Origin of the sequence: Bradyrhizobium sp. SRS-191 (genome assembly GCF_024586915.1) — a bacterium.
Classification (GTDB): Bacteria; Pseudomonadota; Alphaproteobacteria; order Rhizobiales; family Xanthobacteraceae; genus Bradyrhizobium.
Window position 1 is genome coordinate 138,078 of the sequence record NZ_JANBVS010000018.1, and the last position, 25,884, is coordinate 163,961.

The 25,884-nt window shown below is 65.4% G+C and carries 26 protein-coding genes, 1 pseudogene and 1 riboswitch; of the genes and pseudogenes, 23 read left to right on the top strand and 4 right to left on the bottom strand.

Translation table 11 applies throughout. The features are described 5' to 3' along the window. Positions 1–7: 7 nt before the first annotated feature. The 4 genes from NLR35_RS27000 to NLR35_RS27015 are packed head-to-tail and all read left to right on the top strand — an operon-like array spanning position 8 to position 2,718. Positions 8–199, top strand: a complete 192-nt coding sequence (locus NLR35_RS27000) for a DUF4089 domain-containing protein (RefSeq protein WP_257169572.1) — start codon at positions 8–10, stop codon at positions 197–199. Then, positions 183–1,610: an AtzE family amidohydrolase gene (locus tag NLR35_RS27005; protein WP_257169573.1), complete on the top strand. Its 1,428-nt coding sequence runs from the start codon at positions 183–185 to the stop codon at positions 1,608–1,610. Before NLR35_RS27000 ends, NLR35_RS27005 begins: the two co-directional genes overlap by 17 nt. Beyond that, complete coding sequence (gene hpxZ / locus NLR35_RS27010) at positions 1,591–1,983, top strand: oxalurate catabolism protein HpxZ (RefSeq protein WP_257169574.1); 393 nt, start codon at positions 1,591–1,593, stop codon at positions 1,981–1,983. Before NLR35_RS27005 ends, hpxZ begins: the two co-directional genes overlap by 20 nt. A gap of 3 nt (positions 1,984–1,986) precedes the next feature. Then, positions 1,987–2,718 (top strand): GntR family transcriptional regulator, encoded by a 732-nt coding sequence (locus NLR35_RS27015; RefSeq protein ID WP_257169575.1) that lies wholly within the window; start codon positions 1,987–1,989, stop codon positions 2,716–2,718. A 162-nt stretch (positions 2,719–2,880) separates the two neighbouring features. Here the strand turns inward: NLR35_RS27015 and atzF are convergent, their stop codons facing one another. Together atzF and NLR35_RS27025 are read right to left on the bottom strand one after the other, a co-directional pair. After that, the gene (gene atzF / locus NLR35_RS27020) at positions 2,881–4,671 is read right to left on the bottom strand and encodes an allophanate hydrolase (protein ID WP_257169576.1); all 1,791 of its coding nucleotides are present in this window, start codon (positions 4,669–4,671) and stop codon (positions 2,881–2,883) included. Positions 4,672–5,269: 598 nt separating this feature from the next. Next, positions 5,270–5,788: a MarR family winged helix-turn-helix transcriptional regulator gene (locus NLR35_RS27025; RefSeq protein WP_257169577.1), complete on the bottom strand. Its 519-nt coding sequence runs from the start codon at positions 5,786–5,788 to the stop codon at positions 5,270–5,272. Between the two features lie 77 nt (positions 5,789–5,865). Between NLR35_RS27025 and NLR35_RS27030 the strand changes: the two genes are divergently transcribed. The 9 genes from NLR35_RS27030 (at position 5,866) to NLR35_RS27070 (ending at position 13,947) form a co-directional block, all read left to right on the top strand. Beyond that, positions 5,866–7,089 (top strand): cytochrome P450, encoded by a 1,224-nt coding sequence (locus NLR35_RS27030; RefSeq protein WP_257169578.1) that lies wholly within the window; start codon positions 5,866–5,868, stop codon positions 7,087–7,089. A gap of 7 nt (positions 7,090–7,096) precedes the next feature. Beyond that, on the top strand, positions 7,097–7,420 hold the full coding sequence (locus NLR35_RS27035) for a (2Fe-2S)-binding protein (RefSeq protein ID WP_257169579.1): 324 nt from the start codon (positions 7,097–7,099) through the stop codon (positions 7,418–7,420). A gap of 46 nt (positions 7,421–7,466) precedes the next feature. After that, positions 7,467–8,687, top strand: a complete 1,221-nt coding sequence (locus NLR35_RS27040) for an ABC transporter substrate-binding protein (RefSeq protein WP_257169580.1) — start codon at positions 7,467–7,469, stop codon at positions 8,685–8,687. A 261-nt stretch (positions 8,688–8,948) separates the two neighbouring features. Further along, entirely contained in the window at positions 8,949–10,121 is a 1,173-nt protein-coding gene (locus NLR35_RS27045; RefSeq protein ID WP_257169581.1) for an ABC transporter substrate-binding protein, read from the top strand. Positions 10,122–10,263: 142 nt separating this feature from the next. Then, on the top strand, positions 10,264–11,181 hold the full coding sequence (locus tag NLR35_RS27050; RefSeq protein ID WP_257169582.1) for a branched-chain amino acid ABC transporter permease: 918 nt from the start codon (positions 10,264–10,266) through the stop codon (positions 11,179–11,181). Beyond that, positions 11,178–12,125 (top strand): branched-chain amino acid ABC transporter permease, encoded by a 948-nt coding sequence (locus tag NLR35_RS27055; RefSeq protein ID WP_257169583.1) that lies wholly within the window; start codon positions 11,178–11,180, stop codon positions 12,123–12,125. Before NLR35_RS27050 ends, NLR35_RS27055 begins: the two co-directional genes overlap by 4 nt. Beyond that, on the top strand, positions 12,118–12,888 hold the full coding sequence (locus NLR35_RS27060; RefSeq protein ID WP_257169584.1) for an ABC transporter ATP-binding protein: 771 nt from the start codon (positions 12,118–12,120) through the stop codon (positions 12,886–12,888). Before NLR35_RS27055 ends, NLR35_RS27060 begins: the two co-directional genes overlap by 8 nt. A gap of 16 nt (positions 12,889–12,904) precedes the next feature. Then, positions 12,905–13,609 (top strand): ABC transporter ATP-binding protein, encoded by a 705-nt coding sequence (locus NLR35_RS27065; protein WP_257169585.1) that lies wholly within the window; start codon positions 12,905–12,907, stop codon positions 13,607–13,609. 185 nt (positions 13,610–13,794) lie between these two features. Beyond that, positions 13,795–13,947, top strand: a complete 153-nt coding sequence (locus tag NLR35_RS27070; protein WP_257169586.1) for a transporter — start codon at positions 13,795–13,797, stop codon at positions 13,945–13,947. A gap of 25 nt (positions 13,948–13,972) precedes the next feature. On the opposite strand, the gene NLR35_RS27075 is transcribed toward NLR35_RS27070, so the two are convergent. Further along, complete coding sequence (locus NLR35_RS27075; protein ID WP_257169587.1) at positions 13,973–14,335, bottom strand: hypothetical protein; 363 nt, start codon at positions 14,333–14,335, stop codon at positions 13,973–13,975. Positions 14,336–14,555: 220 nt separating this feature from the next. Continuing rightward, positions 14,556–14,657: riboswitch (guanidine-I (ykkC/yxkD leader) on the top strand. A gap of 75 nt (positions 14,658–14,732) precedes the next feature. Between NLR35_RS27075 and NLR35_RS27080 the strand changes: the two genes are divergently transcribed. From NLR35_RS27080 to NLR35_RS27105, 6 genes are all read left to right on the top strand, one after another. Then, positions 14,733–15,803 (top strand): putative urea ABC transporter substrate-binding protein, encoded by a 1,071-nt coding sequence (locus tag NLR35_RS27080; protein ID WP_257169588.1) that lies wholly within the window; start codon positions 14,733–14,735, stop codon positions 15,801–15,803. 243 nt (positions 15,804–16,046) lie between these two features. After that, positions 16,047–16,868: an ABC transporter permease gene (locus NLR35_RS27085; protein ID WP_257169589.1), complete on the top strand. Its 822-nt coding sequence runs from the start codon at positions 16,047–16,049 to the stop codon at positions 16,866–16,868. Continuing rightward, complete coding sequence (locus NLR35_RS27090) at positions 16,868–17,641, top strand: ABC transporter ATP-binding protein (RefSeq protein ID WP_257169590.1); 774 nt, start codon at positions 16,868–16,870, stop codon at positions 17,639–17,641. The genes NLR35_RS27085 and NLR35_RS27090 overlap by 1 nt, the downstream gene beginning before the upstream one ends. 30 nt (positions 17,642–17,671) lie before the next feature. Further along, positions 17,672–18,877, top strand: coding sequence for an agmatinase family protein (locus tag NLR35_RS27095; RefSeq protein WP_257169591.1), 1,206 nt, complete (start codon positions 17,672–17,674; stop codon positions 18,875–18,877). Positions 18,878–19,068: 191 nt separating this feature from the next. Continuing rightward, on the top strand, positions 19,069–19,398 hold the full coding sequence (locus tag NLR35_RS27100) for a hypothetical protein (protein WP_257169602.1): 330 nt from the start codon (positions 19,069–19,071) through the stop codon (positions 19,396–19,398). Between the two features lie 105 nt (positions 19,399–19,503). Continuing rightward, positions 19,504–19,920 carry a DUF4231 domain-containing protein gene (locus tag NLR35_RS27105; protein WP_257169592.1) on the top strand — a complete coding sequence of 139 codons (417 nt, stop codon included), beginning with the start codon at positions 19,504–19,506 and terminating at the stop codon, positions 19,918–19,920. Position 19,921: 1 nt separating this feature from the next. Here NLR35_RS27105 and NLR35_RS27110 read toward each other — a convergent pair whose 3' ends face one another. Then, entirely contained in the window at positions 19,922–20,845 is a 924-nt protein-coding gene (locus NLR35_RS27110; protein WP_257169593.1) for a helix-turn-helix transcriptional regulator, read from the bottom strand. Positions 20,846–20,971: 126 nt separating this feature from the next. Between NLR35_RS27110 and NLR35_RS27115 the strand changes: the two genes are divergently transcribed. From NLR35_RS27115 to NLR35_RS27130, 4 genes and pseudogenes are all read left to right on the top strand, one after another. Further along, the gene (locus tag NLR35_RS27115; protein ID WP_257169603.1) at positions 20,972–22,489 is read left to right on the top strand and encodes a benzoate-CoA ligase family protein; all 1,518 of its coding nucleotides are present in this window, start codon (positions 20,972–20,974) and stop codon (positions 22,487–22,489) included. Positions 22,490–22,756: 267 nt separating this feature from the next. After that, on the top strand, positions 22,757–23,560 hold the full coding sequence (locus NLR35_RS27120) for an alpha/beta fold hydrolase (RefSeq protein WP_257169594.1): 804 nt from the start codon (positions 22,757–22,759) through the stop codon (positions 23,558–23,560). A gap of 95 nt (positions 23,561–23,655) precedes the next feature. Continuing rightward, the gene (gene boxC, locus NLR35_RS27125; protein ID WP_257169595.1) at positions 23,656–25,344 is read left to right on the top strand and encodes a 2,3-epoxybenzoyl-CoA dihydrolase; all 1,689 of its coding nucleotides are present in this window, start codon (positions 23,656–23,658) and stop codon (positions 25,342–25,344) included. Positions 25,345–25,420: 76 nt separating this feature from the next. Further along, positions 25,421–25,884 (top strand): annotated as a pseudogene (locus tag NLR35_RS27130) (benzoyl-CoA 2,3-epoxidase subunit BoxB); the annotation flags it as partial.

Here is a 25,884-nt window from a genome sequence, read left to right on the forward strand (position 1 = left end):
GAGATGCATGGCCGAGCCATCGCATGAGGACTGGGACGACTACATCGACGCCGTCGGGCGCGCGCTTGGCCTGCCCATCGAGGAGGCCTGGCGTCCGGCCATCCGTGCCAATCTCGCAGTCTCGCTGAAAATGGCGAAGCTGGTCGATGAATTTTCCCTTCCTGACGAAGCCGAGCCCGCCAGTGTCTTCACCGCTTGATCCCGCCGACCAGACCGCCGGTGCCATTGCCGCCGCGGTTGCCGCCGGCAAGCTCTCCGCCGTCGAGGCCACCGATGCCGTGCTGGCGCGGATCGCCGCACGCGATGGTGTGCTCAATGCGTTTACCGACGTCACCGCCGAGCGTGCGCGTGCGAAAGCGCGCGCCGTGGACGCGGACATCGCCGCCGGCAAGCCGGCCGGTCCGCTCGCCGGCGTGCCGTTCGCGGTGAAGAATCTGTTCGATGTCGAAGGGCTGCCGACGCGCGCAGGCTCCAAGATCAATCGTGACCGCGCACCTGCGGCGCGCGACGCCACGCTGATCGAGCGCATGGAGGCCGCCGGCGCCGTTCTCATCGGCGCGCTCAACATGGGCGAATACGCCTATGACTTCACCGGCGAGAACGTGCACGACGGTCCGTCGCGCAATCCGCATGATCCGACGCGGATGAGCGGCGGCTCGTCGGGCGGCTCGGGCAGCGCCGTCGGCGGCGGCCTAGTGCCGATCGCGCTCGGCTCCGACACCAACGGTTCGATCCGCGTGCCCTCGTCATTCTGCGGCATCTTCGGGCTGAAGCCGACCTATGGCCGGCTGTCGCGCGCGCGCTCGTTCCCGTTCGTGATGAGCCTCGACCACCTCGGTCCGTTCGCACGCTCGGTCGAGGATCTCGCGCTCGCTTACGATGTCATGCAAGGACCTGACGCAGGTGATGCCGCGTGCACGACGCGCGCGCCGGAGCCGGTCTCCGCAATGCTGTCGCAAGGGCTCGACGGCCTGCGCATCGCGATCGCCGGCGGTCACTTTCAGAAGAACCTGTTTCCTGAAGCGGCCGAAGCCGTCAGCCGCGTCGTCGCCGCTTTGAAGGTGACGCAGGTCATCGACGTGCCGGAAGCCGCGCGCGCCCGCGCCGCGGCTTATGTCATCAGCACGACCGAAGGTGCTTCGCTGCATCTCGATCGCCTGCGCACGCGTCCGCAGGATTTCGATCCCGCTGTGCGCGATCGCCTCATCGCAGGTGCGATGATTCCGGCGCCGATGGTCGACCGCGCGCAGAAATTCCGCCGCTGGTACCGCTCGCGCGTGCTCGACATCTTCAAGTCCGTCGACGTGCTGATCGCGCCTGCGACACCGTGCATCGCGCCGAAGCTCGGACAGGCGACGTTCGTGCTCGACGGCGTAGAGCTGCCGGTGCGCGCGAATATCGGCATTCACACCCAGCCGATCTCGTTCATCGGACTTCCCGTCGTCGCCGTTCCGATTCCGTTGGAGCCGATGCCCATCGGCGTGCAGATCATCGCCGCGCCCTGGTGCGAACACGTCGCATTGCGTGTGGCCCACGCCTTGCAACAGCTTGGCGTCGCCGCTGCGCCGGCCCCGAGAGGAGTTCTGGAGAATGGAAGTCGATCTGCCTGACGTCGTTGCGGAGGTGACCGCGCAGTTCCAGCGTTATGAACAGGCGCTGGTCAGCAACGACGTCGCCGTGCTCGATGAGCTGTTCAAGCAGGACTCGCGCACGCTGCGCTACGGCATCGGCGAGAATCTCTATGGCTATAGCGAGATCGCGGCGTTTCGCTCCGCACGCTCGCCGGTCGGACTGATGCGGCGCACCGCACGCACCGTGATCACGGCCTATGGCCGCGACACCGCGGTCGCCTCGACGCTGTTCTACCGCGACAGCGCACCGGGCAAGGTCGGACGTCAGATGCAGACCTGGGTCCGGTTTCCCGAGGGCTGGAGAATCGTTGCCGCCCATGTCAGCGTCATCGACGAAGCAAAGGGCGGCTGAGGCATGAGTCTGGACGATCTTCCGCCGCGGACGCATCAGCGGCTCCCGCGCGATTCCGAGATGCCGCGCAGCGATCGTGCACCACCCGCCGTGGCGAAGATCACGCGCGCGGAGGAATTGCGGCTCCAGCTCGCCGACGACATCGTGCGCGGCGCGTTGGCGCCCGGCGCTTCTTTGGACGAGACCGAGATTGCCAAGCGCTTCAACGTGTCGCGCACGCCGGTGCGCGAGGCGCTGCGCCAGCTCGCGGCATCCGGACTGATCGAGGCGCGCGCGCATCGCGGCGCGGTGGTGGCGCGGCCCTCGGTCGACCGCCTCACCGGCATGTTCGAGGCGATGGCCGAGCTCGAAGGCCTCTGCGCCGGCCTCGCCGCGCAGCGCATGACGCCGGTCGAGCGGCAACGGCTGGAGGCCATTCACGAGGAGTTGCGCAATCTCAGCCACGCCGGCAATCCCGAGCGTTTCCACGAGGTGAACGAGCGCTTCCACAACGCGATCTACGCCGGCGCGCACAACGCCTACATCGCCGAGATCACCCTGGCGACGCGGGTCCGCGTGCAGCCGTTCCGCCGCGCCCAGTTCCGCAATCTCGGCCGCCTCGCCAAGTCGCACGCCGAGCACGACCGCGTCGTCGTTGCCATCCTGCGCGGTGACAAGGCCGGCGCGGCCAATGCCATGAAGGCTCACATCGAGCTGGTGCGCGGCGAGTATGAGATCTACGCGGTGTCGGTGTAGATGGAGCCGCCGCCCGTAGGGACGGCAAAGCGGCCGCCGTCAGGCGGCAGCGTCCCCACCGTGGTACGGCGGGCGGATCAGCCGGCGGCACGGCGCCACTGCTGTCTCATTGTGCGATAGGGCTCGGATGCGCCTTTGCCCACCCTACGTTCTCGAACGAGGTCAGGTCTTCCGCGCCATGTAGGCGCGCCAGCCGCCGAACTCCGAGATGTCGCGCGCGCCATCGAGCGCGGCCGGCTCGACGAGGAAGCCCTTGGCGCTGCGGCCGTCAGCCAACCGGATCGTGCCGATCGACAGCGGCGGCGGGATGAGGTTGACGAACTTTCCGAAACTCGCGGCCGACAGCGCCCAGAGCTCCACCGCCATTGCGGTGCCCTTGCCGTCCTCGATACGCAGCATGCCAGGCTTCGGCGGCGTCGTCGACAGCGCATAGAGCTTGTAGTCCGGCGCGGTCGATGCCGCCTCCAGCAGCCGGCCGCCGAGACCAGTCAGCTCGTGATTCAGCGCCATGCCGGAGAGATGCGCACCGACCACGACGATGGCGATCTCGTCGCCATGCAGCGCGGGTGACACCGGCGCGAGCGGCGGCTGCGCGATCGATTTCGCGCCGACCGGCAGCGCCGTGTCGGCATGGAACGCGCGGCCGAGGCTGGCGAGGGCGGCGTCGCGTCCGGCGGGCGCCAGCAGCGTGATTCCGAACGGAATGCCGTCGCTACGCATCGCGGCCGGCACCGCCAGTCCGCACATGTCGAGCAGGTTGACGAAGTTGGTGTAGGTGCCGAGCCGGCTGTTGAGCAGGATCGGGTCGGCCAGCACCTCGGCGGTCGTGTAGGCGGTCGGCGCCGTCGGCAACACCATCGCATCGATCTCGCCAAAAGTGCGCTCGGCCACCTTGCGCAGCGCCTGCAGGCGATACAGCGCCGCGAACGCATCTGCCGCGCTGCCGCGCGCGCCGCCGATGGTGATCTCGCGCGTCACCGGATGGATGGCGTCGGGATCCGACGCCAGCAGATCGCGGATGACGAGGTAGCGTTCGGCGACCCACGGGCCTTCATAGAGCAGCCGCGCCGTCTCGTAGAACGGCTCGAGGTCGAACTCGACGAGCTCCGCGCCGAGCTTGACGAAGCGCGCGACGGCGGCGCCGTAGGCCGCCTCCGCCGCCTTGTCGCCGAAGAAGATCAGTTGTCCAGAGCGGGGAATGCCGAGCTTCACCCCCTTGGGAAACGCGGTCACCGCCTCCAATGGCCGGTCGCGCGAAAATGCATCGAGCGGATCGGGCGCGGCCATCACCGAAAGTGCGGCGACGGCATCATCGACCGTGAGCGAGAACACAGAGATGCAGTCGAGCGTGCGGCACGCCGGCACCAGCCCCGCCGTCGAGATCATGCCGAGGCTCGGCTTAAGCCCGACGATGTTGTTGAGCATGGCCGGCACGCGGCCGGAGCCCGCGGTATCCGTCCCGAGCGACAACGGCACGAGACCGGCCGAGACCGCGACCGCCGAGCCCGAGCTCGATCCGCCCGGCACGAGATCGCCGTGAACCGGATTCTTCGGGATGCCGTAGGGCGAGCGCACGCCCACCAGGCCGGTGGCGAATTGGTCGAGATTCGTCTTGCCGATGACGATGGCTCCGGCCGCGCGCAGCCGTGCCACGGCGGTCGAATCCCGCGTCGGCGTGGAGGCGAAGGCCGGGCAGGCGGCCGTGGTCGGCAGGCCCGCGACGTCGATATTGTCTTTGACCGCGATCGGCACGCCGTACAGCGGCAGGGCCGCGGGATCCTTGCCCGCGAGCGCCTCGGCCTCGGCGAGCGCATCCGCTTCGTCGCGCAGGCTGATGAAGATGGCGGAGTCGCCGTGCGCGCGGATCCGGTCGAACGTCCGCGCGACCGTCTGCTTCGGCGTCATCAGGCCGGCACGGTGGGCGGCAACGATCTCGGCGACGGTCTCAGTCACGCGGCGCTCCGGATCTGTCCTGAGCCTGATGTCTGGGGTGCCATGTCGTCGTGCTCCGCTTCGCCGATCTGCTGCTGGTGTAGCAAGGCACGTGCCATTGTGTACACGATAGCTGCCCGGCGCTGTGACCGAAAAATATTGCATATCAGAGGCTTGGGCCGCGATTTGCCCCGTGTTGCGGGAGTTGGGCGTCAAACTGCTCAGCATTTTGCCTGATTTGTAGGCAGGCGAGATAGCGGCTGGCGACGCAAGCAAGGCCGATGACCGCTGGACGTCTCCTCTCACCATTGCCTGCGCCAAAGCGTCGTCGGTCGGGGCCGTCGAACCAGGGCTGAGGTCGAGGTTGCGAACGGCAAAGGTGTCGAGTTGCGACGAGCTGCGCGCGCCCCGAAGACGGCAGCCGGATTTATGGTTGCCAGAGCAACTAATCTATGGAACGATGGTCTCGTGAAAAATGAAGGCGCAGGATGGCTTGCGCTCTGCATGGGATGGAAACGCTATGCGCAGCCTGCTTGCCGCGGGCGCGGCCGTTTGCGCGCGCGCGAGCACGTGGTCTCTTCGACTTGGTCAGCCGTTCCGCGGAGCGCGTTGCCTGGCCTCAGCTCGCGCCGGTGACGGCGTCGAGATTGTCGTGGATGCGGCGCAGCAGCGTGATCAGAACTTCCTGCTCGTCCTTGTCGAGACACGCCAGGAGTCGCCGCTCACGCTCGAACGCGGCGATGATGACCTTGTCGTGCGTCGCGCGCCCCTTCGCCGTCAGCGAGATCGAATGGCTGCGGCCATCCTCCGGATCGTTGCGGATCGCGATCAGGCCGCGGCTCTTCATCAGCGCCAAGGTGCGGCTGACCGGGCCCTTGTCGAAGCCGATCACGCTGCAGATGCGCGAGGCCGGAATACCCGGCTCGATCGCCAGCAGCGACATGATCCGCCATTCCGTGACGTTGACGCCGAAATTGCGCTGATAGAACGCGGTGGCGCTGTTCGACAGCTTGTTGGCTATGAAGGTGATGAAGGCCGGCACATAGCGGTCGAGATCGAGCGTGAGGCCGTGGGCCCGATCTTGGGCCTCAGGCTCGCGCGGCGGTGCTTTGCGCGGCGTTCCCTTGGTCTCGCTCATGATCCCCAGCATCCATGCATCGCCACTCATACGGATACGAAAAGCCGCATGACAAGGTCAAACTTCGGGAGGGCCGCGTGAACCCAACAAATCATTCCCAGAATTCCGGCGTAGCGCCGGGCATCCCGCATCTCGCGATCGATCCGTTCTCCTACGACTTCTTCGACGATCCCTATCCGGCGCACCAGGAGATGCGCGAGGCCGGTCCCGTCGTCTATCTCGATCAGTGGAACGTCTACGGCGTCGCCCGCTACGCCGAGGTCTACGCCGTCTTCAACGATCCCCAGACCTTCTGTTCCAGCCGCGGCGTGGGCCTGAGCGACTTCGCCAAGGAGAAGCCGTGGCGGCCGCCGAGCCTGATCCTCGAGGCCGATCCGCCGGCGCATACGCGGACACGCGCGGTGCTGAGCAAGGTACTGTCGCCCGCGGTCATGAAGCGGCTGCGCGACGGCTTCATGGTCGCGGCCGAAGCCAAGATCGACGAGCTGTTGGCGCGCGGGTCGTTCGACGCGATCCCTCATCTCGCCGAGGCCTATCCGCTGTCTGTGTTTCCCGACGCCCTCGGGTTGCAGGCCGCGGGGCGCGAGCATCTCATTCCCTATGCGAGCCTCGTCTTCAACGCGTTCGGTCCGCCGAACGAGCTGCGCCAGCAAGCGATCGAACGCTCGGCGCCGCATCAGGCCTATGTCACCGCGCAATGCCAGCGCGACAACCTGACGCCCGGCGGCTTCGGCGCCTGCATCCATGCCTTCAGCGATACCGGTGAGATCACGCCGGCCGAAGCACCTTTGCTGGTGCGCTCGCTGTTGTCCGCCGGGCTCGACACGACCGTTTATGGCATCGGTGCTGCGGTCTACTGCCTCGCGCGCTTCCCCGATCAATGGGCGCGGCTGCGCGACGATCCTTCGCTCGCCCGCAACGCGTTCGAGGAGGCGGTGCGGTTCGAGAGTCCGGTGCAGACCTTTTTCCGCACCACGACCGTTGACGTCGAACTCGGCGGCGTCGTCATCCCCGAGGGCGAGAAGGTGCTGATGTTCTTGGGGGCCGCCAATCGCGATCCGCGCCGCTGGGAGCAGCCGGACAGCTACGACATCACGCGAAAAGTCTCCGGCCATGTCGGCTTCGGCTCGGGCATCCACATGTGCGTCGGCCAGCTCGTCGCCCGGCTCGAAGGCGAGGCGGTGCTGACCGCGCTCGCGCGCAAGGTCGGCGCCATCACGATGAGCGGCGAGCCGACGCGCCGCTACAACAATACGCTGCGCGGACTCGAGAGCCTGCCGGTCACATTCACTCCAGCCTGAGCGCGCCATGACAACGATCACCTTCATTCATCACGACAACCGCAGCCAAAGCGTGGAGGCGGCGGACGGCGACAGCCTCATGCTCGCTGCGCTCACCCACGGCGTCGACGGCATCACCGCCGAATGCGGCGGCAACGCCGTCTGCGCCACCTGCCACGTCTATGTCGACGAGGCCTGGACGGCGAAGCTCGATCCGGTTTCCGACGACGAGGATGCGCTGCTCGACGGGACCGCCGCCGAACGGCTGCCGAACAGCCGGCTGTCCTGCCAGATCAAGGTGCAGCCGGCGCTGGCCGGGCTGGTGGTGCGCATCCCGGACAAGCAGAGCTGACGGCTTCGACGACAATCAGAACAAGAACGACACGGGGAGGAATTTCATGAGAAAGCTCAATACAAGCGTCATCGCGATCGCCACGTCGCTCGGTTTCGCCGCCACGGCGTCCGCCGGCGAGATCTCCGACAATGTCGTGCGCGTCGGCGTGCTCAACGACATCTCCGGCATCTTCCAGGACACCAACGGCATGGGCTCGGTCGAGGCCGCGCGCATGGCTGCGGAGGATTTCAACGGCGGGGCTAAGGGCATCAAGGTCGAGATCGTCTATGCCGACCACCAGAACAAGGCCGACGTCGGCTCGGCCATCGCGCGAAAATGGCTCGATGTCGACAAGGTCGATGCCATCGTCGACGTGCCGAATTCGGCCGTGGGCCTGACCATCAACGAGCTCTTGCGCAACAGCCGGATGACGTTCCTGGCCTCATCCACCGCAAGCTCCGATCTCACCGGCAAGGCCTGCTCGCCGAACACCATTCAATGGGTCAACGATGCCTGGGCGACCGGCAACACCACGGCCGCCGCGATGATGGGCCGCGGCGGCAAGGACTGGTACTTCATCACGGTCAACTACGCGCTGGGACAGGGCATCGAGGCCGAGGCTACCAACTACATCGAGAAGCATGGCGGCAAGGTGCTTGGCTCGGCCAAGCATCCGCTGGGGACCACCGACTTCGCCTCGTTCCTGCTGCAGGCACAGGGCTCCAAGGCCAAGGTGATCGGGCTCGCCAATGCCGGCGGCGACACCATCAACGCGGTCAAGCAGGCCGCCGAGTTCGGCATTCAGCAGGGCGGCCAGTCGCTGGTCGCGTTCCTGCTGTTCATCAACGACATCCACGGCATGGGCCTGAAGGCGGCGCAGGGCCTGCAACTGCTCGAAGCCTTCTATTGGGACATGGACGACGACACCCGCGCCTTCGCCAAACGCTTCGCGGCGCGTCCCGGCATGAACGGCAAGATGCCGAGCGGCAACCAGGCCGGCGTCTACGCCTCCACGCTCGCCTATCTCAACGCGGTCGCGGCGACCGGCAGTGACGACGCCAAGGACGTCGTGCCGCAGATGAAGACGGTGAAGGGCAAGGACCGGCTGTTCGGCGACGTCACCATCCGCGCCGACGGCCGCGTGGTGCATCCGATGTATCTGTTCGAGGTGAAGAAGCCCGAGGAGTCGAAGTACCCTTACGACTATTATCGCTTGGTCTCGACGATCCCGGCCGAGCAGGCGTTTCGGCCGATGGCTGACGGTGGTTGCGCGCTGGTGAAGTAACGCCGTCCGGGTGATACGCACGAGCGCGAGCGGGCGGTGTCACATTGACACGGCCCGCTTGTGCTGTGCTGCGGTATCGTTAACAGGCACTATAGTTCTTGCCTTTGCCCGTTTCCGGGAATTATGGTGCATGGGTCGATGGTGCGCGGAATGTCATTCGCGCGATGGCGTGCTGCGGCGAAACGCCGCCGCTCGCCGTGCTGCTGCGCGCCGGTTAAGAAACAACGATAAGAACTGACCGTGATCAGGGGAGGGACGACCATGAAGACGAGCTTCTGGCTGGCAGGCGCGGCGGCGCTGCTGTTTTCGAGCACGGCCTTTGCCGGCGACACCATCAAGATCGGCTTCGTCTCGACGTTCAGCGGCCCGACCGCCGTGATCGGCAACGACATGCGCAACTCGTTCGAGCTCGCGCTGGACCATCTCGGCCGCAAGATGGACGGCAAGCCGGTCGAGGTGATCTACGAGGACGACCAGCAGAAGCCTGACGTGGGCAAGCAGAAGACCGAGAAGCTGGTGCAGTCCGACAAGGTCGATTTCATCGTCGGCTACATCTGGTCGAACGTGCTGCTGGCCTCGCTGAAGACCGCGGTCGACTCACAGACCTTCCTGGTCTCCGCCAATGCCGGCCCGTCGCAGCTCGCCGGCGAATTGTGCTCGCCTTACGTGTTCTCGACCTCCTGGCAGAACGACCAGACGCCCGCCGCCATGGGCCTCTATATGAACCAGAAGGGCGTCAAGTCGGTGTTCCTGATCGGCCCGAACTATGCGGCCGGCAAGGACATGCTGGCGGGCGTCAAGAGCACCTTCAAGGGCCAGGTCGTCGGCGAGGAATACACGGTCTGGCCGAGCCAGCTCGACTTCTCCGCCGAACTCTCCAAGGCGCGCGCCTCCGGCGCCGAGTCGATCTTCGTGTTCTATCCGGGCGCTGCCGGCGTGCAGTTCCTCAATCAATACGCGCAGGCCGGCCTCAAGGAGAAGATGCCGCTCTACACCGCCTTCACCGTCGACGAATTGTCGCTGCCGCTGCAGAAGGACAATGCGATCGGCGTTCCCGGCGCCCAGGAATGGGTCAACGACCTGCCGAACGAGCAGAACAAGACCTTCGTTGCCGACTACCGCAAGAAGTACACCGGCCTGCGTCCGACCTATTACGGCGCTCAGGCCTATGACGCGGCGCAGCTGATCAATAGCGCGGTGGTCGCGGTCAAGGGCGACACCTCCAAGAAGGACGCGATGAAGGCCGAGATGGAGAAGGCCAACTTCAAGTCGCTGCGCGGCGCGTTCAAGTTCGGCAACAACCACATCCCGATCCAGAGCTTCTACCTCCAGGACGTGGTCAAGGACGCCGACGGCCAGCTCTCGCTCAAGACGGTGGCCACGATCGTCGAGAACGACCAGGACCGCTTCCACGACAAGTGCCCGATGAAATGAGCGGAAAGAATCCAGGCCGGGCGCGGACCGGCCTGGAATTTGCTTGAAGCTTAAAACATCTTCGTCCTAAGATCGGGGGCGGACATGGCGGCAGCGCCTGCAACGGTTCTGCCGCCGTCTTTTTGAGCGTGAAGTGAGGGGCATGCTTCTCGTCGTCGAACAATTCCTGAACGGGCTGCAGTTCGGACTGCTGCTGTTCCTGCTGGCTGCCGGCCTCACGCTGGTGTTCGGCATCATGGACCTCGTCAATCTGGCCCATGGCTCGCTCTACATGATGGGCGCCTATTTCGCTGCGACCTTCGTGGCCTGGACCGGCAGCTTCGTGCTCGGCGGCGTCCTGGCGCTGGGTGCCACGCTTCTGCTCGGCATAGTGCTCGAATTCACGGCACTGCGCCATCTCTATGGGCGCGACCACCTCGACCACGTGCTGGCGACCTTCGGCCTGATCCTGTTCTTCAACGAAGCGGTCAGGCTGATCTGGGGTCCCGCAGGCCTCGCGCTGCCGCTGCCGTCCTGGCTCGCCTTTCCGGTCACGATCCTGCCGGGCATCCAATATCCAGCCTATCGCCTCGCGATCATCGTCGTGGCTCTGCTGGTCGCGCTGCTGCTCTATCTCGGCGTGATGCGCACGCGGATCGGCATGCTGATCCGCGCTGGCGCCTCCAACCGCGAAATGATCGGCGCGCTCGGCATCAACATCAAGCTGCTCTACACATTGGTGTTCGGCCTCGGCGCCGCGCTCGCCGGCCTCGCCGGGCTGATGCAGGCGCCGATCCTCACCGTGCAGATCGGCATGGGCGAGAACATCCTGATCCTCGCCTTCGTCGTCATCGTGATCGGCGGCATCGGCTCGATCCGCGGCGCCTTCATCGCCGCGATCATGATCGGCCTGATCGACACCATGGGCCGCGCCTTCCTGCCCAATCTGCTGCGCCAGGTGCTGAACTCCGCGTCGGCCTCCACCGCGGCGCCGGCGCTGTCCTCGATGCTGATCTATCTCCTGATGGCGATCGTGCTGGTGGCGCGGCCTGAAGGTCTGTTTCCGGCCAACCGCAGATGAAATTCTCACTCAACGTCTCAAGCCTCGTCGCTGCGCTCGTCGTGGCCGGCCTCGTGCTGCTGCCGGTCTACTCGAACCTGAGCGGCAACATCTTCATTCTCACGCTGTTCACGCGCATCGTGATCCTGGCGCTCGCGGCGGTCAGCCTGAATTTGCTGATGGGCTATGGCGGCATGATGAGCTTCGGCCATGCCGCCTATCTCGGCATCGGCGGCTACGCCGTCGGCATCCTGGCGCAGGAGGGCATCGGCTCCGGCTGGGCACAGTTCGCCGTCGCGATCGCGGTGTCGGCGCTGTATGCGCTCGTGATCGGCGCGCTCTCGCTGCGCACGCGCGGCGTCTACTTCATCATGATCACCTTGGCCTTTGCACAGATGGCCTATTACGTCGCCTCGGGCCTCGCCCGCTACGGCGGCGATGACGGTCTCACCGTCTACAAGCGCAGCGATTTCGGCGGCCTGATCTATCTCGGCAACCGCGTGCAGTTCTATTATCTCTGCCTGTTCTGCCTACTCGCCGTCGTCGCGCTGGTCTGGCGCATCGTCAATTCGCGCTTCGGGCTGGTGCTGCAGGGCCTGCGCTCCAACGAGCAGCGCATGCAGGCGATCGGCTTTCCGTCGAAGCGCTACAAGCTCGCCTGCTTCGCCATCGCCGGCATGCTGTGCGGACTGTCAGGGGCGCTGCTCGCCAACAACACCGATTTCGTCAGCCCGGCCGTGATGTACTGGACCCGCTCCGGCGACCTGATGGTGATGGTGATCCTCGGCGGCATGGGCACCCTGATGGGTCCGGTCGTCGGCTCCGTGGTGTTCCTGGTGCTGGAGGAGGTGCTGTCGCAGCTCACCGAATATTGGGCGCTGATCATGGGGCCGCTGTTGCTCCTGATCGTGCTGTTCGGCCGCGGCGGCATCATGGGCATGCTCGGGAGGTTGAACCGTGGCTGAACCGCTGCTTCGCGTCGACAATCTCGTGCGCCGCTTCGGCGGCATCATCGCGACAGATCACGTCTGCCTGGATGTCTCCAAGGGCGAGATCCACGCCATCATCGGCCCGAACGGCGCCGGCAAGACCACGCTGATCAGCCAGCTCACCGGTCATCTCGCGCCGCATGGCGGACGCATCTTCCTCGGCGGACGCGACATCTCGCACTTCCCGGCCTACAAGCGGAGCGCGCTGGGGCTCGCGCGCTCCTTCCAGATCACCTCGCTGCTGACCGACTTCACCGCGGCCGACAATGTCGCGCTCGCGGCCCAGGCCCATGACGGCCGGCATTCGTTCCGCTTCTTCGCCAATGCGCGCAAGGACAAGCCGCTGCGCGATGCCGCGCGTGCCGCGCTGGAGCGCGTCGGCCTCGGCCATCGCGCCGACGTGCTGGTGTCGCGGCTCAGCCATGGCGAGCAGCGCGAGCTGGAGCTCGCCGTCGCGCTCGCGACCAAGCCGCAGATCCTGCTGCTCGACGAGCCGATGGCCGGCCTCGGCGTGACGGAATCCCAGCGCATGGTGAAGCTGCTCGCCGAGCTGCGCAACGAGGTCTCCATCGTGCTGGTCGAGCACGACATGGAAGCGGTGTTCGCGCTCGCCGATCGCATCTCCGTGCTGGTCTATGGCCGCATCATCGCTTCGGGCAAGCCGGACGAGATCCGGCAGAACGAGGAGGTCAAGCGCGCCTATCTCGGTGATCAGCACGTGGTGGTCGGCCATGGTTGATCAGGGGACAAGCGCCATGCTGCTGGAGGTCGATGGCATCGAGACCTGCTACGGTCTGAGCCAGGTTCTGTTCGGGTTGTCCCTGGCGATCCGTCCCGGCGAGATGGTCTCGCTGATGGGCCGCAACGGCATGGGCAAGACCACCACGATCCGCTCGATCATGGGCCTGACCCAGGCGCGTGCCGGCCAGATCCGCTTCAGCGGCCACGAAACCCGCAAGCTGCCGTCCTACCGGATCGCGCAACTCGGCATCGGCCTGGTGCCGGAGGGACGGCAGATCTTCCCGAACCTCACCGTCACCGAGAATCTCGTGGCCGCCTCGACCAACCGGCTCGGCGCGTCCGATCCATGGACGCTCGACAAGATCCACGCGCTGTTTCCGCGGCTCGCCGAGCGCGGCGGCAACATGGGCAATCAGCTCTCCGGCGGCGAGCAGCAGATGCTGGCGATCGGCCGGGCGCTGATGACCAATCCGAAACTGCTCATCCTCGACGAGGCGACCGAAGGCCTGGCGCCGCTGATCCGCGAGGAGATATGGAACTGTCTGTCGCTCTTGAAGTCGCGCGGGCAGTCGATCCTGGTGATCGACAAGAACGTCGAGCATCTCACCCGCATCTGCGACCGCCACTACATCATCGAGCGCGGCCGCACGGTGTGGCACGGCACGTCGGAGCAACTGATGGCCGAGCCGGCGCTGCAGCACCGCTATCTCGGGATTTGATGCCAGCGCGCTGTCGGCTATAACGCCGTGGACCCGGATTGACTCACATCAAGATGGTGTGCCGCGCGATGCGTAGATTTGGCAGTGATACTGACATGCGCCGATTTTTCGCATTGAGGCGCAGCTCGGATGGGACTATCGTCACAGGTAGTAGTTTGTTTTGCCTTTTATCAAAGGTTGAGCAAATGCGTACGCCTCATATCCGCCTCGAAGCACCGAAGAAGGCCGCGGCGAGTCTGCGCGGTTTCTGGTCTGAGCATTCCGACCTCGAGACCGCGTTGTGTCTCGCTTTCATGTTGATCGTCGCGTTCGTCGTCAAGCTGACGCCGCCAACCTAGGCGCCGTCGATCACCGCACTCGCGCTCAGCGATCGAACGGAATGTACTTCTGGTACTCCTTCGGCACCCGGCTGCGATAGCGCGAGGGCACCTTGCCGCTGCGCAGGGAGTCCTCGACTTCCTGCCGGGTGGTCTTCGTTCGCTTCTTCTTTTTTGTCCCCGCCGCGTCGGCCGCGGGCTTCGTCTCGGCCGGTTTTTCGGCGGCGGACGCCGGTGCTGAAGCGGGGGTTGCCGTTGCGGGAGAGGGATTCGGCGTCGGGGAGGGCGTGGCGGCCGGCGCGGGCTGGGCTGGCGTATCCGCCGCGGGTGCGCTTTGCGCGAGCGCCGTTGCGGACATCAGGCCAACAGCCAGCAGGCTTGCCGCTGCGATCCCGGACAGCTTGATCATGACGAAGAGACTCCAAACCACGGTCACGTTTGTGCCGGCCTGATGAGGTCTCCGGCGTGCGCCAACCGGTTCATGCTTTCGATGCATGGCCGTTGCCCCCGCCATCAGCCTATCGCCCAAGATGAATTCGGACTGCCAGCTTTTTGAGCACAGGCTGCCGTGCGATCCGTTGAATCGCAAGCATTTTCCTCTGGCACGCGGCTTGCTCACCCCATTGCTCAGAGTTGGCAGCTAGGGTTCCGGTTCTCGATCGAGAATGCTGGTCCGAGAGCAGCCGCCAGGGGAGAGCCCTGGTGCACGGCGGGATAAAAACCCGGGAGACCTCAGTGGCCGCGCTTGGCAGGCTCGAGGTTGTTTTTGCCAGTCCGCAGGTCACAAAACCGATGAGGGACTGGATATGGGAAAAGCACGAAATCTGTTTGTTGCCCTGCTCGCGGCATCCACGCTGGCGACCGCTTCGCTGTCGCCGGCTCTCGCCGAGAAGAAGAAGGAATTCAACATCGCCTGGACGATCTATGTCGGCTGGATGCCGTGGCCCTATGCCGCGGAATCCGGGATCGTCAAGAAATGGGCCGACAAATACGGCATCTCGATCAAGGTCACGCAGATCAACGACTACGTCGAGTCGATCAATCAGTACACCGCCGGCAAGTTCGACGGCGTGACCGTCACCAACATGGATGCGCTGACGATTCCCGCCGCCGGTGGCGTCGACACGTCGGCCATCATCATGGGCGACTACTCCAACGGTAATGACGGCGTGGTGCTGAAGAAGGGCAAGACGCTGGCCGACATCAAGGGCCAGAAGGTCAATCTCGTCGAGCTGTCGGTGTCGCATTATCTGCTGGCGCGCGGGCTTGAAACCGTGAAGCTCTCCGAGAAGAGCATCAAGACGGTCAACACCTCGGACGCCGATATCGTCGCCGCCGCGAAGTCGCCGGACACGACGGCCGTGGTCACCTGGAATCCGCAGCTGCTCGAAGTGAAGGCCGAGCCGGGCGCGAGCCTGGTGTTCGACTCCAGCAAGATCCCCGGCGAGATCGAGGATCTGCTGGTCGTCAACAGCGCGACGCTGAAGGATAATCCCGAGCTCGGCAAGGCGCTGACCGGCATCTGGTACGAGACCATCGCGCTGATGAAGGACCAGAGCGAGAAGGGCAAGGCTGCGCGCGAGGCGATGGCGAAGCTATCCGGCACCGATCTCGCGGGCTTCGAGACCCAGCTCAAGACCACCTTCATGTATTACGAGCCGAAGGACGCGCTCGCCTTCATGACGGGGCCGGAGCTGCCGAAGATCATGGACCATGTCCGCACCTTCTGCTTCGACCACAATCTGCTCGGCGAGAACGTCAAGTCGAAGGATGCGGTCGGGATCTCCACGCCGTCGAAGGCCTTGGGCTCCACGACGAACGTGAAGCTGCGCTTCGACCCCACCTACATGAAGATGGCGGCCGACGGGAAGCTGTGACGTTGGGTCTGCTGAGCAACCAGCATCTCCCCTCGTCCTGAGGAGCTTGCGCAGCAAGCGTCTCGAAGGAGAAGGCCCCAGTTCGGGCCTCATGGTTCGAGACGGCGCTTTCGCGCCTCCTCACCATGAGGGTCAAAAGCCGAAGGCGGCACTGCACACCGACCATGAACACGCCGAGAGGCGTGTTCATGGAGAGGTTCAGCTCTGAAGCCGGCGCTAGACGTTGATCATGGGAGTGTCGCAATGCCGCGTGCGATGAACGTCGTTCCGAACCGGGGCAGCCGGCTGCTGCTGGCGTTGCTGCCGTTCCTGCTGATCGCGCTGATCTACGTGGTCGGCTCGGCGCAGCGGCGCGCTGACAATCCGGACGACAAGCTGCTGCCGCCGGTCTCGGAAATGGTCGCAACGTCGAAGCGGCTCGCGACCGAGCCGGATCGCCGCTCGGGCGACTACGTGTTGTGGGCCGACACGGCGGCGAGCCTGCAACGGCTCGCCCTCGGGCTCGGCATTTCCGCCGTCATCGGCCTCACGCTCGGCCTCGCCATCGGATTGCTTCCGATCGCCGGCGCGGGCTTCGGCACCTTGGTCGCGGTATTGTCCATGATCCCGCCGATGGCGGTGCTGCCGGTGCTGTTCATCGTGTTCGGCCTCGGCGAATTGTCCAAGGTCGTGCTGATCGTCATCGGCGTCACGCCGACCCTGGTGCGCGATCTCTCGCTGGAAGTGCAGAACATGCCGCGCGAGCAGCTGATCAAGGCGCAGACATTGGGCGGCTCGACCTGGCAGGTCGCGATCCGCGTGGTGCTGCCGCAGATCATGCCGCGGCTGATCCAGGGGCTGCGGCTGATGATCGGGCCGGCCTTCTTGTTCCTGATCTCGGCGGAGGCGATCGCCTCGGACGTCGGGCTTGGCTATCGCATCTTTCTCGTCCGCCGCTATCTGTCGATGGACGTGATCCTGCCCTACGTCGTCTGGATCACCTTGCTCGCCTACGTCTTCGACTATGCGCTCGTCTGGTTCGGCCGGCGCGCGTTTCCCTGGGCCTATGCGCAAGGGAGTCGCTGATGAGCACGCTGTCCTTCCGCAACGTCTGGGTCGAGTACGGCAACCAGTTCGTGCTCGAGCGCATCAATCTCGAGATCGCCTCCGGCACGTTCCTGTCGATCGTCGGTCCCTCCGGGGCCGGCAAGAGCACGTTCCTGCGCCTGATCCTCGGCCAGGAGAAGCCGAGCCAGGGCGCGGTGCTGCTCGACGGCCAGCCGTTTCCAGCGGAGCCCGGTCCCGACCGCGGCATCGTGTTCCAGCGCTACTCGGTGTTTCCGCATCTGACCGTGCTGGGCAACGTGCTGCTCGGCTATGAGATGACTGCTAGTCCTCTCACGGCGCGTCTGTTCGGCACGGCGCGCAAGGAGGCGATCGAGAAGAGCCGCGCGCTGATCGAGGCCGTCGGTCTCGGACCTCACGCCGACAAATATCCGAGCGCGCTGTCCGGAGGCATGCAGCAACGGCTGGCAATCGCTCAGGCGCTGGCGAAACAGCCGCGCGTGCTCTTGCTCGACGAGCCCTTTGGCGCGCTCGACCCGGGCACCCGCGCGCAGATGCATGCGCTGATCAAGCCGCTGTGGCGCGAGCACAAGATGACCATCGTGATGGTCACCCATGACATCAAGGAGGCGTTCGGCCTCGCGACGCGGCTGATCGCGCTCGACCGCCCGCGCAAGGATCCGCAGGCGCCGGAGCGGTTCGGAGCGCGCATCACCTACGATCTCGATCTCACCCGCGACAGCGCGGTGCCCGTGCTCGGCTTCATCCGCGCCAGCGTCCACGTGGCGCAATAGCAAAACCCAGAAGAAACGAAGGAGAACTCCATGTCATTCCCCGCCATGCGGCGCACGCGCCGTGCCGGATTGCAGCCGCGGCGCCAGGCCCTGCGCCGTCACCATCCGGACTTCGACAAGATGGCCACCCAGGGCTGGCAGGCGCTGGAGGCCGAGGGCAAGCTGCCGACCAATGGCTGGCGCAAGGAGCGGCAATGGGCGCTCGACATGGGCCTGCCCGGCGCCGACACCCTGACCGATCGCGACATCCCGACCTTTGCACGCGGCGAGCTGCCGCATTTCGCGGGCATCAACACCTTCATGAAGGCGCCCTATGTCGAGAACGTGCGTGACGTCGGCAAATACGATGCCGCCGTGATCGGCATCCCCTTTGATTCCGGCACCACCTATCGTCCCGGCACCCGCTTCGGGCCGCAGGGCATCCGCCGCATCTCCGCGCTCTACACGCCCTACAACTACGAGCTCGGCGTCGACCTGCGCGAGCAGATGACCCTGTGCGATGCCGGCGACGTCTTCACCATCCCCGCCAATCTGGAGAAAAGTTTCGACCAGATCAGCCGCGGCGTGGCGCATGTGGCCTCGTCCGGCGCGCTGCCGATCATGCTCGGCGGCGACCATTCGATCGGCTTCCCCTGCGTGCGCGGCATCGCGCAATGCACCGACAAGCGCATCGGCATCATCCATTTCGATCGCCACATCGACATCCAGGAGAAGGATCTCGACGAGCGCATGCACACCACGCCCTGGTACTGGGCGACCAATCTGCCGAACGTCTCGCCGACCAACCTGGTGCAGCTCGGCATCGGCGGCTGGCAGGTCCCGCGCGAGGGCGTCGAGGTCGCGCGCAAGCGCAACACCAACGTGCTGACGATCGCCGACATCGAGAAGATCGGCCTGGAGAAGACCGCCGAGATCGCGCTGGAGCTGGCATGGAAGGATGCCGACGCCGTCTACATCTCGTTCGACGTCGACTCCATCGATTGCGGCTTCGTGCCCGGCACCGGCTGGCCGGAGCCCGGCGGCTTCCTGCCGCGCGAGGCCTTGAAGCTGCTTGGCCTCGTCGCCGCCGAGGGCCTGTGCGGGCTCGAGGTCGTCGAGGTCTCGCCGCCCTACGATACGTCTGATATCACCGCGCTGATCGGCGTCCGCGTCGTCGTCGAGGCGCTGGGCTCGATGGTCGCGCATGGCAAGCTCGGCAGCCACAAGCACATCATCAACAAGCCGGTCAGCTTCTGAGGCCCGCGATGCGACATCATCACCACCATCACGGCCATCATCATCACGATCACCACCACGATCACGGTCATGATCATCACCATGATCACGACCATCCGCCGCATGGCCCCGGCCACAACCATCCGCATGGCGGCCGCTCTCCGGTCCAGTGGCAGACGCCGCATCAGCCGGAGGGCGCCAAACCCGCGCCGGTGGTCGAGCCCGATCTCGACAAGGTCGAGGCCGCCTTCGTCGACGGCTTCATCGCCGCGCCCGACCCGACCAGCTTCCTGCGGCTGGCCCGGGTCCCGTTCGAGATCCTGCGCGACGGCGAGAGCCTGAAGCTGCTGCGCGTCGAGATCGATGCGCTCACCGACGTCGGCAGCCTGACCCCGCATCTCGGCGGCAGCACCTTCCGCTACGATCCCTTGCCGTCGAACTTCATCTCCCGCCGGCGCCGCCTGCGCTTCATCTATTTCGACGGCGCCGGCCTGACGCCACTGACTTACGCGGAGCTGCGGGAGATCGAGACCGAGCGCTGATCCTCTCCGTCATCTCGTTCCACACGGCCGGCCCGCTTGCGCGAGGCCGGCCGTTGTCGTTGGATCATCTCTCAATCAGGGGGCGAACCGGCTGGGGAGAGAACGATGGCAGACGGGCATGGGCAGGAGACCGGCGCGGACTTCGTGGCGCGCACGCTGAACGACGCGCTGCGCTGGAGCGGCCGGGGGCAGAAGTGGTGGAGCTTCGCCAACCACGGCTCCACTGTCTGCGTCGTTGTGTTCAGTGCAACGGCCGCGGTGCTGTCGCAGACCAGCAGCGCCATCGTCGGCTTTGATCCAAAGACCGTCGCGACGGTGCTGTCGCTCTGCGTCACGATCATTTCGACGGTGCAATCCAAGCTCGGCTTCGAGCGCAAATGGGTCGCCAACCGGCTGACTCACAGCGCGCTCAACGGCCTGCTGCTCGATGAGAAAACCGGCGCCGACGTGCAGGACACCAAGGATAAGCTGAAGACGATTTTGGAGGCTCACGATCGCGCCATCGCCGCAACCGGCGGTTAGCTCACCCGCGCGCGAACATCCGCGCTTCGTTGGCGATGACCGGCTTCACCGCCTCGCCGAGCCGCGCGGCCGCCGCGTCCACTGACAGTCCCGCGGTGTCCACCACCGCATTGGCCCGCGCGTAGAGCGGCTCGCGGCTTGCCAGGATGTTGCGCAGCTCGGCCATTGCCGAGCGGTCGTCGGCCATCGGGCGGAGGTCGCCCTGCTTGCGCACGCGCCCCATGTGCTCCTCGGGCTCGGCCTTCAGCCAGATCGTGTAGAACGCATTCAGGATGAGATCGAAGGTCACCGGCTCGGAGACGATGCCGCCGCCGGTTGCCAGCACCATCAGCTCCTTCCGTGCCAGCAGCTCCACCAGCGCGGCCTGCTCCATGCGGCGAAAGCCTTCCTGGCCGTAGAGCGCGATGATCTCGGCGACCGACAAGCCGTTCTGCCGCTCGATCTCCTTGTTGAGCTCGACGAAGCTCCAGCCGATGCGTTCGGCGAGCATCCGGCCCAGCGTCGACTTGCCGGCGCCGCGCAGGCCGATCAGCGCAATCCCCGAGAACGCGCGGCGCAGCGGCGCCGAGCCGCCGCCGGCGAGCAGCTCCTTGACCTGCGCGATCTGGCTCGGGCTCGCCTTCTTCAGGAGATCGCGGATGACCGGCCAGTCCGGCGACGGCTCGCCGCCGGGAATGATGTCGTCGAGCGGTGCGTTGATGGCGTTGGCGATGCGGCGCAGCAGCACGATCGATACGTTGCCCTTGCCGCTCTCGAGCTGGGCGATGTAGCGCTCGGAAATCCCGGAGACCTCGGCCAGCACCTTGCGCGACATGCCTGCGAGGCCGCGCATCCGCCGCACCCGCTGCCCCAGCTGGTCGAGGAAATCGGTCTCGGCCGCCGACTGGCCGGCATCATCCCTGGCAGCGTCGTTCTCTGGCGCCATGTCCCTCTGACTTCTTTTGAAGCGGAAACATAATGCCGAGAAGGATTGACAGCAAGCGATGTTGGTGGCCTTCTATGAATTATAATTCAAAAATCCGGGGAGAATGCCGTGAAGTCGTACAATGCGGTGTCGTGGCTGCTCGACCGCAATGTCGAGGCGGGCCGCGGCGACAAGCTCGCCTACACGGACACGATCTCCGAGCTGACCTATCGCGGGCTGCAACAGCAGACCTGCCGCGTTGCGAACATGCTGCGCCGCCTCGGCGTCCGCCGCGAGGAACGCGTGGCGATGATCATGCTCGACACGGTGGATTTCCCCGCGGTGTTTCTAGGCAGCATGCGCGCCGGCATCGTCCCGGTGCCGCTCAATACGCTGCTGACCTCGGAGCAATATGCCTACGTGCTGGCCGATTGCCGCGCCCGCGTGCTGTTCGTCTCCGAGGCGCTGTATCCGGCGGTGAAGGACATCGTCGGGCGGATGTCCGATCTGGACTGCGTGGTCGTCTCCGGCGGCAACGCGTTCGGCCACAAGCTGCTGTCGGAAGAGCTCGCGCGCGAGAGCGATCAGTTCGAGACCGTCGCGACGCATGAGGACGAGCCGGCGTTCTGGCTGTATTCGTCCGGCTCCACCGGCATGCCCAAGGGCGTCCGCCATCTCCACGGCAACCTTGCCGCCACAGCTGAGACCTACGCCAAGCAGGTGCTCGGCATCCGCGAAGACGATGTCTGCCTGTCCGCTGCAAAATTGTTCTTCGCCTATGGTCTCGGCAACGCGCTGACCTTCCCGCTGTCGGTCGGCGCCACCACCATCCTCAACTCCGAGCGCCCGACGCCGGCGCTGATGTTCAAGCTGCTCAACCGCTACAACCCGACCATCTTCTACGGCGTACCGACCCTGTTCGCCGCCATGCTGCACGATGAATCGCTGCGTCACGAGAAGGCCGGCTCCGCTTTGCGTATCTGCACCTCGGCCGGCGAGGCGCTGCCGGAATCGGTCGGCAATGCCTGGAGGGCGCGCTTCGGTGTCGACATTCTCGACGGCGTCGGCTCGACCGAGCTGTTGCACATCTTCCTGTCGAACGCGCCCGGTGACATCAAATACGGTTCCTCCGGCCGTCCCGTGCCGGGGTATCAGGTCCGTCTCGTCAACGAGGCCGGTGAGGGCGTTCCGGACGGCGAAGTCGGCGAGATGCTGGTGCATGCGCCCTCGGCCGGTGAGGGCTACTGGAATCAGCGCCACAAGACCCGCTCGACCTTCGAGGGCTACTGGACGCGCACCGGCGACAAATATGTCCGCGACGCCGAGGGCCGGTACACCTTCTGCGGCCGCTCCGACGACATGTTCAAGGTCTCCGGCATCTGGGTGTCGCCGTTCGAGGTCGAGAGCGCGCTGATCACGCATCCATCTGTGCTGGAAGCCGCTGTCGTGCCGGAGTCCGATCCGGAAGGATTGCTGAAGCCGAAAGCCTATGTCGTGCTGCGCCCGAGCGTCGATCGCTCGACCCTGCATGATCAGCTGAAGGATCACGTCAAGCAGAAGATCGGCCCGTGGAAATATCCGCGCTGGATCGAAGTGGTGGAGTCCTTGCCGAAAACCGCAACCGGCAAGATCCAGCGCTTCAAGCTGCGCGAGGGGACTAATTAGTAATTGGTTCGGCGCGGCATGGCATCGCCGCCAGGAGATGGACCCCATCTCTCGCCCAGTCGGCAGTGCGCTCCCTCTCCCCGTTCTTCACGGGGAGAGGGGTGGGGTGAGGGGCAGCCGCACGAGTGGTGTAAGTGCTGAGACCTGTACCCCCTCACCCGGATTGCATCTGGCGATGCAATCCGACCTCTCCCCGCAAGCGGGGCGAGGTACACCGCGCGCGCCGCAAGGACGTCGGATAACACTTTTTTCAGCGCGGAGATCGCGATGACCCTGGCTGCATCTGGCTTCCTCACCATCGACTCCGTCCAGCTCGAATATCGTCTCATCGGCCCGCAGCCGTCGGACGCCCCGTGCATCGTGCTGCTGCATGAAGGCCTCGGCTCGGTCGGCCTGTGGGGCGACTTTCCCGACAAGCTCCAGCAGGCGACCGGTGCCTCCGTGTTCGCCTATTCCCGCGCCGGCTACGGCGCCTCCAGCCCCGTCACGCTGCCGCGCCCGCTCGACTACATGCAGCGCGAGGCGAACGACGTGCTGCCGAAGCTGCTCGATGCGATCGGCTTCCAGCGCGGCATCCTCGTCGGCCATTCCGACGGTGCGTCGATCGCCGCGATCTATGCCGGCAGCCATGCCGATCATCGCCTCCAAGGCCTCGTGCTGATCGCGCCGCATGTCGTCGTCGAGGATGTGTCGGTGTCGTCGATCGCCGCCATCAAGACCGCCTACGAGACGACAGAGCTGCGCGCCAAGCTCGCGCGCTGGCACAAGGACGTCGACAACGCGTTTGATGGTTGGAACGGCGCCTGGCTCGATCCAGCGTTCCGGACCTGGGACATCACCGCCGACCTCGCCTACATCCGCGTCCCCGTCGCCGTGATCCAGGGCGTCGACGACCAGTACGGCACCGTCCGCCAGGTCGAGATCATCCAGGAGGAGTGCTACTGCCCGGTCGAAGTGACGATGCTGCTCCGGACCGGCCATTCCCCGCATCGCGAGGCGCCCGAGGCCAGCTTGCGGGTCATTGCCGAGTTCGCGGCGGCGATCCTGCCGGGGCGCCCATCACAAACATGAAATAAAATGCATGTTTCGGCTTTTCGCCGTAGACGTCTGCCAGAACATGCACTATTTTACATCTCAACGATAAGCACTCCAACGAAGGGTGACTCATGGCCGGGGAAGACCGCGTACTCGCGGGAGGCAAGACGTTCATCGATTTCCAGACCGATCCCTCCCGCTACAAGCATTGGAAGCTCTCGATCGACGGCGACGTGGCGACACTCGCCATGGACGTCGACGAGAATGGCGGCCTGTTCGAGGGCTACCAGCTCAAGCTCAATTCGTATGATCTCGGCGTCGACATCGAGCTCGCCGACGCCGTGCAGCGGCTGCGCTTCGAGCATCCCGAGGTCAAGGTCGTGGTGTTGCGCTCGGCCAAGCCGCGCGTGTTCTGCGCCGGCGCCAACATCCGCATGCTCGCGGGCGCCACCCATGCGCACAAGGTGAACTTCTGCAAGTTCACCAACGAGACCCGCAACGGCTTCGAGGACTCGTCCGAGAATTCCGGCCAGCGCTTCATCACCGTGGTGAACGGCACCGCGGCCGGTGGCGGTTATGAGCTCGCGCTCGCTACCGATCACATCATCCTCGCCGACGACGGCTCGTCCTCGGTGTCGCTGCCGGAGGTGCCCCTGCTCGCGGTTCTGCCGGGCACCGGCGGGCTCACCCGCGTCGTCGACAAGCGCAAGGTACGCCGCGATCGTGCGGACGCGTTCTGCACGACGGAAGAGGGCGTCAAGGGCAAGCGCGCCGTGCAATGGCGCCTGGTTGACGAGATCGCCCCGAACTCCAAGGTCGATGCCAAGGTCGCCGAGCGCGCCAAGGAGTTCGCGGCAGCCTCCAAGCGCAACGGCAGCGGCAAGGGCGTGCAGCTCACGCCGCTCAAGCGCGTGATCGACGCCTCGAGCGTCCGCTACGGCTTCGTCAATGTTGACATCGATCGCGCCTCCCGCATCGCCACCATCACGATCTCAGCGCCGGAAGCCGCGCCGCCGGCCGACATCGACGGCGTGATCGGGCAGGGCGCTTCGTTCTGGCCGCTGCAGGTCGCGCGCGAGCTCGACGACGCCATCCTGCATCTGCGCATCAACGAACTCGGCATCGCGATGCTGGTGTTCAAGTCGCAGGGCGAGAACTCCCAGGTCCTGGCCTACGACGCGTTCCTCGAAGCCCACAAGGCGCATTGGCTGGTCAACGAGATCAGGCACTATTGGAAGCGCGTGCTCAAGCGCATCGACGTCACGTCGCGCACGCTGGTGACCCTGGTCGAGCCCGGCTCCTGCTTCGCGGGCACCTTGGCCGAACTCGTGTTCGCCTCGGACCGCTCCTACATGCTGATCGGCACCATCCAGGGCGACAACCGCCCGGCGCCGGCGATCGAATTGTCGGCGATGAATTTCGGCCCGTATCCGATGAGCCACGGCCTGACCCGGCTGCAGTCGCGCTTCCTCGACGATCCCAATGGACTCGAGCGCGTGCACGCGCAGGTCGGCAAGCCGCTCGAGGCCGACGAAGCCGAGGAGCTCGGCCTCGTCACCTTCGCGCTGGATGACATCGACTGGGAGGACGAGATCCGCGTCTTCCTCGAGGAGCGCGCGAGCTTCTCTCCCGACAGCCTCACCGGTCTCGAAGCCAATCTGCGCTTCGCCGGTCCCGAGACGATGGAGTCGAAGATCTTCGCGCGCCTTACCGCGTGGCAGAACTGGATCTTCCAGCGCCCCAACGCGGTCGGCGAGGAGGGCGCACTCCGGCGCTACGGCACCGGCGAGCGGCCGCAATACGACATGACGCGCGTTTAATTCTCATCCGTCATGGCCGGGCTTGACCCGGCCATCCACGAGCGACGCAGCTCGAACGAATTCAGGGAGGCACGCCATGAACATGAACATCATGAACGTCGACTACTCGACCAAGATTCCCAACAATGTGAATCTCGCCGAGGATCGTCAGGTCCTCAAGGCGCTGGAAGGCTGGCATCCCGGCTATGTCGACTGGTGGAACGACATGGGCCCGGAGGGCTTCCAGCAGTCGCTGGTTTACTTGCGCACGGCCTATTCGGTCGATCCGCGCGGCTGGGCCAAGTTCGACTACGTCAAGATGCCCGACTATCGTTGGGGCATCCTGCTGGCTCCGCAGGAAGAAGACCGCAAGATCCCGTTCGGCGAGCATTACGGCGAGCCGGCGTGGCAGGAGGTCCCCGGTGAATATCGCGCGCTGATGCGCCGCCTGATCGTGATCCAGGGCGACACCGAGCCGGCCTCGGTGGAGCAGCAGCGCCATCTCGGCAAGACCGCGCCGTCGCTCTACGACATGCGCAACCTGTTCCAGGTCAACGTCGA